Source organism: Streptomyces sp. W16 (genome assembly GCF_033194735.1).
In the GTDB taxonomy this organism is placed as follows: Bacteria; Actinomycetota; Actinomycetes; order Streptomycetales; family Streptomycetaceae; genus Streptomyces.
In genome coordinates this window covers 1-5,733 of the sequence record NZ_JAWOAI010000579.1, presented here as the reverse complement: position 1 = coordinate 5,733, position 5,733 = coordinate 1, and the positions used below count along the sequence as shown (strand labels likewise).

General features: G+C 68.0%; 5 protein-coding genes and 1 pseudogene. 3 read left to right on the top strand and 3 right to left on the bottom strand.

Annotation, left to right across the window (positions count from 1 at the left end; translation table 11 throughout):
• Window positions 1–211: pseudogene (locus tag R6V09_RS44300) on the bottom strand (septum site-determining protein Ssd); the annotation flags it as partial.
• A 584-nt stretch (window positions 212–795) separates the two neighbouring features.
• Here R6V09_RS44300 and R6V09_RS44295 point away from each other — a divergent pair.
• Window positions 796–1,638, top strand: coding sequence for an HAD family hydrolase (locus tag R6V09_RS44295; protein WP_317887148.1), 843 nt, complete (start codon window positions 796–798; stop codon window positions 1,636–1,638).
• A 340-nt stretch (window positions 1,639–1,978) separates the two neighbouring features.
• Here R6V09_RS44295 and R6V09_RS44290 read toward each other — a convergent pair whose 3' ends face one another.
• Window positions 1,979–2,803, bottom strand: a complete 825-nt coding sequence (locus R6V09_RS44290) for an oxidoreductase (RefSeq protein WP_317887147.1) — start codon at window positions 2,801–2,803, stop codon at window positions 1,979–1,981.
• Window positions 2,804–2,904: 101 nt separating this feature from the next.
• Here R6V09_RS44290 and R6V09_RS44285 point away from each other — a divergent pair, with 101 nt between their 5' ends.
• The gene (locus R6V09_RS44285) at window positions 2,905–3,885 is read left to right on the top strand and encodes an ATP-binding protein (RefSeq protein ID WP_317887146.1); all 981 of its coding nucleotides are present in this window, start codon (window positions 2,905–2,907) and stop codon (window positions 3,883–3,885) included.
• Between the two features lie 21 nt (window positions 3,886–3,906).
• On the opposite strand, the gene R6V09_RS44280 is transcribed toward R6V09_RS44285, so the two are convergent.
• Entirely contained in the window at window positions 3,907–5,178 is a 1,272-nt protein-coding gene (locus tag R6V09_RS44280; RefSeq protein ID WP_317887145.1) for a hypothetical protein, read from the bottom strand.
• Between the two features lie 335 nt (window positions 5,179–5,513).
• Between R6V09_RS44280 and R6V09_RS44275 the strand changes: the two genes are divergently transcribed.
• Window positions 5,514–5,733, top strand: a 220-nt coding sequence (locus R6V09_RS44275) for a hypothetical protein (RefSeq protein ID WP_317887144.1), incomplete at its 3' end; no start/stop codon positions are given.

Here is a 5,733-nt window from a genome sequence, read left to right as displayed (position 1 = left end):
GTGCCGCGTCGTCGCCGACCAGGACGAGCGGCGCCGTCTCCCAGCCGCCGCGGCGCTCCGGGACCCCGTGATGGACCTCGGGTGTCGCGCCGGCCGCCGCGCACAGACGCAGCAGGTCGTCGAGGAGTTGGGCGTCCTCGGTGACGATCAGTGGTCCGCCCTGCCGCCCTCCGGCGGCGGGTGGCGGATCGTGTGTGACAGTTCCGGCCATGTTTTCCATCCCCCATCGCTGTGTCTCTCGCGTGGCCCCTGCGGTCACGCGATTCCCAAACGTGTGAAGAACCGGCGATCGGCCTCCATATGCACGGCCGACAGAAACCGGCCGAACGCGTCCGACAAACGGAACCGGCCATGAACTCGCCGCGAGCGAGGACGCGTTGGAATCACGGTGCGGGCATCACGGAAATCGTGTGGATCTTGGTCGAAAACTGTGGACAACGCAGGGCCTGTGAATATCGCCATCACCCATACCGGTGACCCCCGTACTGACCTCTGTGCGAGTTCCGCAGCGCAGCCCATCAACTACTCACAGTGACGAGCTCTGGGCATGAAAAAAGGCGGCCTCAGCCGCCTCGGGATGGCCTCACGACCACGCACAGGATGGGAAAACGGGTCCGGACATGCGACGACCCCCACCGGGGGGGAGAGTGGGGGTCGCCTTCACGGCCGACTCGGGGGGGGGAGGAGCCGGGCCGCGTTAGCACGGTCGCGAACGATCCGTGACTTCCATGGTGTACCCGAGAGCCCTCTCAGGCAAACCCACGCGCCACACCTTACGCCGAATGGGCTGCGCCTATGCTCTGGGTTGTGGAAAACCACTCCTTGCCCCGCACAGCAGCCTTCTTTGACCTGGACAAGACGGTCATTGCGAAGTCGAGCACGCTCACCTTCGGCAAGTCCTTCTACCAAGGCGGACTGATCAACCGCAGGGCCGCCCTGCGGACCGCCTATGCGCAGTTCGTCTTCCTCACCGGCGGCGCCGACCACGACCAGATGGAGCGGATGCGCAAGTACCTGTCCGCACTCTGCCGCGGCTGGAACGTCCAGCAGGTCAAGGAGATCGTCGCCGAGACACTGCACGACCTGATCGACCCGATCATCTACGACGAGGCGGCCTCCCTCATCGAGGAGCACCACCGCGCCGGCCGCGATGTCGTGATCGTGTCCACGTCGGGCGCCGAGGTGGTCGAGCCGATCGGTGAACTCCTGGGCGCGGACCGGGTGGTGGCGACCCGCATGGTCGTGGGCGACGACGGCTGCTTCACGGGCGAGGTGGAGTACTACGCGTACGGCCCGACGAAGGCCGAGGCCATCAAGGAGCTGGCCCAGTCCGAGGGCTACGACCTCGACCGCTGCTACGCCTACAGCGACTCGGTGACCGATGTGCCGATGCTCCAGTCCGTGGGCCATCCCCACGCCGTGAACCCGGACCGCACACTGCGCCGCGAGGCCATCGCGCGCGGGTGGCCGATTCTGGACTTCAACCGGCCGGTCAGGCTCAAGCAGCGGCTGCCCACGCTCTCCGTGCCGCCCCGTCCGGCACTGGTCGTGGCCGCGGCGGTGGGCGCCGCGGCGGCCACCGCGGGGCTCGTCTGGTACGCGAGCCGACGCAGGGCGGCGACCGTTTACGCCGGTTAGTGACCCTTTGAACGTAAAAGTAAAGAAGCGCGGTAAGGGGTTCCGCTTCCTCCGGCGCGGGAGTACAAAGGACTCAACGGCCCGCGAGACCAAGGACATCCGAAAGGATCACCTTAATAACGCATTTGGCCCCACGGACCGCGCATGAACACCGAGCACCCACGCGACGTCGACCCGTCGATTACGGGCCAGCCGCACCAGGTGACGGGCAATGTTCCCGACCTGATGGGCAATATTTCGAGGACGCTTGGTAACCCGGTGGAACATGCCAGCGGCGGTACGAATCCTCGTACCGCCGCAACCCGTAACGGCCTCCTACGTAGGGGGCCGTTTCCTTGCGTCAGGCGGCTCCGCGCTGCAGCGCCTCGCACACCGCCGTCGACTCGCGCGCCCCCAGCTCGACGGCCCGCCCGCAGTGCCTGATCCACGCGGCCATGCCCTCCGGAGTGCCGGAGACATAGCCGTCCAGCGCCGCCAGATAGGCCGCGCGCCCGAGCTCGGCGTGGCCGACCTCCGCCGGACACACGGACTTCGGGTCGAGACCGCTGCCGATGAGGACGATCCGCTCGGCCGTGCGCGCGACGAGCCCGTTGTGGGAGGTGAAGGGGCGCAGTGCGAGCAGTTCGCCGTGCACGACGGCGGCCGTCACCAGCGCCGGTACCGAACCGCCCGCGATGATCAGCTCCGAGAGTCCGTCCAGGCGCCCCGAGACCTCGGCCGCACCGGGCAGCGGCAGTTCGACGAGCGGCTCGTCGACCGGCTCCCCTTCCTGGCGCGGCCGTCCGACCTCGCCCTCCTTGCTCGCGGCGGCCACCAGGTGCAGCCGGGCGAGCACCCGGAGGGGCGACTGCCGCCAGATGGACAGCAGTTGGCCCGCCTCCGCGTTCAGCCGAAGGGCCGCGCCCATCGTGCGGGCCTCCGCGTCACCACTGAAGTCGGTGCGCCGACGGACCTCTTCGAGTGCCCAGTCGGCCCCGGACAGCGCGGCGGAACCACGCGCTCCGCGCAGTGCCGCCTCGGCGGTGATCTCGTTGCTGCGGCGCCGCATGACCCGGTGCCCGTAGACCCGGTCCACGGCCTTGCGCATGGACTCGACGGACTCGGCCACTCCGGGCAGCGTGCCCAGGGCCGCTAGCGGATCGGCGGTCGCACCTGTCGTACTCATGAGTACGACAGTAGCCATCCCGGCCGCGCACCCCACGATGGAGTGGTCTTCTTCACGCACACCTGCCACATACAGCTATGGCCCGACTACTCTTCGTGAACATGAAAATTGCTTTCGTCGGGAAGGGCGGCAGCGGAAAGACCACCCTGTCCTCCCTGTTCGTCCGCCACCTCGCGGCCACCGCCCAACCGGTCGTCGCCGTCGACGCGGACATCAACCAGCATCTGGGCCCCGCGCTCGGCCTGGACGAGGCGGAGGCCGCCGCACTGCCCGCACTGGGCGAACACCTCCCCCTGATCAAGGACTACCTGCGCGGCAGCAACCCGCGTATCACCTCCGCCGACACGATGATCAAGACCACCCCGCCCGGCGCCGGCTCCCGGCTGCTGCGGGTGCGCGAGAACAATCCGGTCTACGACACCTGCGCGCGCTCGGTGGAACTCGACGGCGGCGCCGCCCGTTTGATGGTCACGGGCCCCTTCACGGACGCCGACCTGGGGGTCTCCTGCTACCACTCCAAGACGGGAGCGGTGGAGCTGTGCCTGAACCACCTGGTGGACGGGCGCGACGAGTTCGTCGTGGTGGACATGACGGCGGGCTCGGACTCCTTCGCCTCCGGCATGTTCACCCGCTTCGACATCACGTTCCTGGTGGCCGAGCCGACCCGGAAGGGGGTCTCCGTCTATCGCCAGTACAAGGAGTACGCCCGCGACTTCGGAGTCGTCCTGAAGGTCGTCGGCAACAAGGTGCAGGGTCAGGACGACCTCGACTTCCTCCGCGCCGAAGTCGGGGACGACCTGCTGGTGACGGTGGGGCACTCGGACTGGGTGCGCGCCATGGAGAAGGGCCGCCCGCCCCGGTTCGAGCTCCTGGAGGACGTCAACCGCCGCGCCCTGCGCATGCTGGAGATCGCCGCCGACGCGACGTACGAACTGCGTGACTGGGAGCGCTACACGCAGCAGATGGTGCACTTCCACCTGAAGAACGCGCGGAGTTGGGGCAACGAGCGCACCGGGGCCGACCTGGCGGCGCAGGTCGACCCCGGTTTCGTGCTCGACGAGAGCGTCACCGCTTCGGTGTGAGGCGCGCCCCCTCTGGACCCTCTACTGCTTGACCGCCGGCGCCCCGGGCACGCCCTTCGGGGCCGGGGCGGGGCGGCCGGTCAGGAAGGACGTCCAGCCCGGCTTCGGTGCCTCGCCGACGTTCAGGGTGCGCAGCTTCGCCAGGGTCTGCGGGTCCTGGGCGTCCAGCCAGTCGGCCAGCTGCCGGAAGGAGACACAGCGGGTCTCGGGCTTGTTGCAGACCTTCTCGATGACCTCGTCGAGGGCACGCATGTAGGTGCCGCCGTTCCAGGACTCGAAGTGGTTGCCGATGACCAGGGGCGCGCGGTTGCCGTCGTAGGCCCGGTCGAAGCCCTTGAGCAGGCCGTCACGCATCTCGTCGCCCCACTGGTCGTACTTGTCGGGGTCGCCCTGGGTCAGCGTGCCGGACTGGTTGACCATGAAGTTGTAGTCCATGGTCAACTGCTCGTAGGAATGGCCGGGGAAGGGGACGAGCTGCATGGACAGGTCCCACAGCCCCTCCTTCTTCTTGGGCCAGATCTGGTCGTTGACGCCGCTGGTGTCGTAGCGGAAGCCCAACTGGCTCGCCGCCTTCATGAAGTTGGCCTGGCCCTCCAGGCAGGGCGTGCGGGCGCCGACGAGTTCCTTGTCGTAGTCGAAGGGCAGCGGAGAGGCCTTCTTCATCCCGGAGTTGGTCTTCCAGCTCTTCACGAACTGCTTCGCCTGGGCGATCTCGCTCTTCCACTCGGCGACCGACCACTCGCCGACCCCGCCGTTCTTGCCGCAGAAGTGACCGTTGAAGTGGGTGCCGACCTCGTTGCCCTCCAGCCACGCCAGGCGCAGCTGCTTCACGGTGTCGGAGATGCCCTGCTCGTCGTTGAAGCCGATGTCCGAGCTGCCGGGCGAGTGCTCCGGGGGCTTGTAGAGGTCGCGCTTGTCCTCCGGCAGCATGTACACGCCGCTGAGGAAGTACGTCATGTTCGCGTGGTTGGCCTTGGAGACCTTGCGGAAGTGGGAGAACAGCTTCTGGCTGTCCTCGCCGGCGCCGTCGAAGGAGAAGACCACAAACTGCGGGGGCTTCTGACCGGGCTTGAGCCGCTCGGGTCTGGGCAGGTGGGGCTGCGCCCCGGTGTACGACGTGGAGCCGTCCCCGATCAGGCGGACTCCGCTCTTGGGTGCCGGGGCGGGCGCCGCCTTGTGCGGACCGTGCGCTCCGTGCGGGGAACCGTTGTCACCGATCGCGCAACCGGCGAGCGACGCGGCACAGGCCGCGGCGATCACGGCGCCCGCGGTGATCCTCTGGGTGGCGGCCATGTCCGCCCACCTTCTTCCTTCGTTCGGACCGACGCCGATCAGGGCGTTTTCTGGCGATGTGCCGGGATTCCCAGCAGCGCCGCCAAGGTCGCACGGGGCCGAAGGTGGGATTAGTACGACAAGCCGATGAAATTCTCACTTCACTCTCTGCGGTGACTTATTAGGCTATTTGCCCGCAAAGTCTATGCTTGACCTTTACTCTGCATTACGATCCATTTACCGAGCGTTGAGATATCCCGCCGCTGCACGCCGTGACCCACGGCCGCGACCGACCCCCGCCATCGACGGGGACCACCAGTTCCGCGACCGCGCTGCCCCGGAGGAGACGGGAAGACATGTCAGCCTGCGTACCCACCCGCGCCACCGACTCGAATACGAACGAGAGTCGGACGAAGCGCGTCCACCCGCCCCACAGCCCGCCGCCGCCCCCGCACCGCCGCTTCCGCGTCGCGGGCGCCGATGTATCGGCCTCCATCGCGGTCTTCCTGATCGCCCTCCCCCTGTCCCTCGGCATCGCCCTCGCCACCGGCGCGCCCCTGCAGGCCGGCCTGGTCG